The 2,914-nt window shown below is 69.0% G+C and carries 5 protein-coding genes; all 5 read left to right on the top strand.

The annotated features are described in order from the left end of the window. The coding region (locus HMPREF1138_RS07080) for an MATE family efflux transporter (protein WP_009058015.1) at nt 1-895 on the top strand (895 nt) is incomplete at its 5' end. 266 nt (nt 896-1,161) lie between these two features. Then, the gene (gene rpsF / locus HMPREF1138_RS07075; RefSeq protein WP_009058013.1) at nt 1,162-1,452 is read left to right on the top strand and encodes a 30S ribosomal protein S6; all 291 of its coding nucleotides are present in this window, start codon (nt 1,162-1,164) and stop codon (nt 1,450-1,452) included. Nucleotides 1,453-1,484: 32 nt separating this feature from the next. Continuing rightward, nucleotides 1,485-2,069 (top strand): single-stranded DNA-binding protein, encoded by a 585-nt coding sequence (locus tag HMPREF1138_RS07070; RefSeq protein WP_009058016.1) that lies wholly within the window; start codon nt 1,485-1,487, stop codon nt 2,067-2,069. A gap of 91 nt (nt 2,070-2,160) precedes the next feature. Continuing rightward, complete coding sequence (gene rpsR, locus HMPREF1138_RS07065; RefSeq protein WP_007589142.1) at nt 2,161-2,403, top strand: 30S ribosomal protein S18; 243 nt, start codon at nt 2,161-2,163, stop codon at nt 2,401-2,403. Nucleotides 2,404-2,424: 21 nt separating this feature from the next. Next, nucleotides 2,425-2,883 (top strand): 50S ribosomal protein L9, encoded by a 459-nt coding sequence (gene rplI, locus HMPREF1138_RS07060; RefSeq protein WP_009058012.1) that lies wholly within the window; start codon nt 2,425-2,427, stop codon nt 2,881-2,883. The last annotated feature ends 31 nt before the right edge of the window (nt 2,884-2,914 follow it).

Raw genomic sequence — 2,914 nt, 5'->3', positions numbered from 1 at the left:
CGGCATGTTCGTCGCCCTGGCGGCCACCGGCACCCTGCGCGGCCTGCAGGACACGCGCACCCCGCTGGTCGCCGCCTCCGTGGGCGCGGCCTTCAACGCGGCGGCCAACTGGGTGCTCATGTACCCCCTCGGCCTGGGGGTCGCTGGGTCCGGCCTGGGCACCGCCATCACGCAAACCCTCATGGCGGCCTTCCTCGGGTGGATCGTCGTGCGCGCCGCCCGCCGCCAGGGCGTGAGCCTACGCCCCTCCACCTCCGGCCTGTTTGGCGCGGCGCTCGAGGGGGCACCCCTGCTCGTGCGCACCCTCGCGCTGCGCGTCGCCCTCCTCGCCACCCTCGCGGCCGTCACCGCGATCTCCACCCAGGCCCTGGCCGCCCACCAGATCGTGTGGACCCTGTGGAGCTTCGCCGCCTACGTCCTCGACGCCCTCGCGATCGCCGCGCAAGCCCTCGCCGGCTTCGCGTCAGGAACCGGCGAGCGAGGCGCGATCCAGCCCCTCCTGCGCACCCTCTCGCGCTGGGGACTCAGCTTCGGCACGGCCGTCGGCGTCGCCCTGGCCTTCACCGCGCCCTGGATCACGCGCATCTTCACGACCGACCAGACCGTCATCGACTACGCAACCGTCGCCATGATCGTCGGCGCCCTCTTCCAGCCGATCGCCGGCTACGTCTTCCTCCTCGACGGCATCCTCATCGGCGCGGGGCGCGGGCGCTACCTCGCCGGCGCGTCCGTCCTCAACCTCCTCGTCTACGCGCCCATCCTGTGGCTCATCGCCCACTCCGCCACGCTCACGAGCTCCCCGTCCGTGGCCCTCGCCCTGGTCTGGCTCGCCTACTCCGCCGTCTACACGGGCATGCGGGCACTCACCAACGGCTACGGCGCGCGCTCCCTGTGACCCGACGCACGAGGCCGGGGCCGGCCCGGGCCACCGCGCCCGGTTCCGCTCGCCTGGGCGCCCCCGACGAGCCGGCCACGGCCTCGTGCCGCGATCCCCGAATCGTGACGGGACAAGCCCTGGCGAAGCCGCACCCACCCGTGTAAACTGGGCAGCTGGACTATCCGCACCCGCGGCCGGTCCAGCAGGCCCCCCGGGGCCATACGCAACGCCCTCCTGTCACGGACCGTCCGTGACCGTAAAGACCATAGGAGGTGGGAACCAACGTGCGTAACTACGAACTGATGGTGATCCTCGATCCTTCGATCGACGAGCGCACCGTCGCCCCCACGATGGAGAAGTACCTGGCGCCCGTGGCTGCCAACGGCGGATCCGTCGAGAACGTTGATATCTGGGGCAAGCGTCGCCTTGCTTACGACATCCTCAAGCGTTCTGAGGGCATCTACGTCGTCATCGACATGACCACGACCCCCGAGGTCGCTCTTGAGATCAACCGCCGCATGGGCATCGACGAGACCATTCTCCGCACGAAGCTCCTGCGCCCCGACGCTCACTGAGCCGACACCACCCCTAAGCCCGAGGAGCCGACATGGCCGGAGATACCGTCATCACAGTCATCGGTAACCTGACCGCTGACCCCGAGCTGCGTTGGACGCAGTCCGGTGCTGCAGTCGCCGATTTCACGGTGGCCTCCACCCCGCGAACCTACGACCGTAACGCCGGCGAGTGGCGCGACGGCGACACTCTCTTCATGCGCTGCTCCGTGTGGCGCGACACCGCTGAGAACGTCGCCGAGTCGCTGCGCAAGGGTATGCGCGTCATCGTTCAGGGTCGCCTCACCCAGCGCTCGTACGACACCCAGCAGGGTGAACGTCGCACGGTCGTTGAGCTGCAGGTCGACGAGGTCGGCCCCTCCCTGCGTCGCGCACGCGCGCAGGTCACCCGCACCACCCCCAGCGGTGGTGGCGGCTACCAGTCCGACAACCGCGGCCAGCAGCAGGGCGGCTACCAGCAGGCAGCCCCCCAGGGCGGCGGCGGTTACGGCGGCGGCCAGGGTGGATACGGCCAGGGCGGCGCCAACTACGGCGCACCGACCGGCGGCTCCCCCGAGGACCCGTGGCGCAGCGCCCCTTCCGGCGGCTCCACGTCCTTCGGCGACGAGCCCCCGTTCTAAAGTCGCGCGCCCCGGCTCTCGCGCCGGACGCCACGTCGAAGACACCACGCTTGGGGCGGGATGACCCGCCCGGATTCACTAGGAGACCATCATGGCGAAGCCCCAACTTCGCAACAAGCCCATCAAGAAGAAGGCCAACCCGCTGAAGTCGGCCAAGATCGACAAGATCGACTACAAGGACACCGCCCTGCTGCGCAAGTTCATCTCGGACCGCGGCAAGATTCGCGCCCGCCGCGTGACCGGTGTTTCCACGCAGGAGCAGCGCAAGATCGCTCGCGCCGTCAAGAACGCGCGTGAGATGGCTCTGCTGCCCTACTCCACGACCGGCCGCTGATAAGGGAAGGACACAGCTGATATGGCTACCACGAAACTGATCCTCACCCACGACGTCCCCAACCTCGGCCACGCCGGCGAGGTCGTCGAGGTCAAGGCTGGCTACGCCCGCAACTACCTGGTCCCCCGCGGCTTCGCCGCCAAGTGGACCGCTGGCGCCCAGAAGCAGATCGACCAGATCGCCGCTGCCCGCCGTCGTCACGAGATCGCCACGATCGACGACGCCCGCGTCGTGCGCGACGCCCTGCAGGCCGCCGTCGTCGAGATCACCGCGAAGGTCGGCAACTCCGGCCGTCTCTTCGGCGCTATCTCCGCTGCTGCGATCGCTGACGCGGTCAAGGAACAGCTGGGTCAGACCATCGATCGTCGTCGCGTCATCATCGCCTCGCCCATCAAGGCTGCCGGCGACTACACGGTGACCGTCGGCCTGCACTCTGAGGTGTCCGCGACCCTGAAGGTTCGCGTTATCGCCACGAAGTGACGGCTTCACGCATCGATTGAATGCTGAAGGG

The organism is Actinomyces sp. ICM58 (assembly GCF_000283035.1).
Lineage (GTDB): Bacteria > Actinomycetota > Actinomycetes > Actinomycetales > Actinomycetaceae > Pauljensenia.
This window is presented reverse-complemented; position numbering and strand designations above follow the sequence as displayed.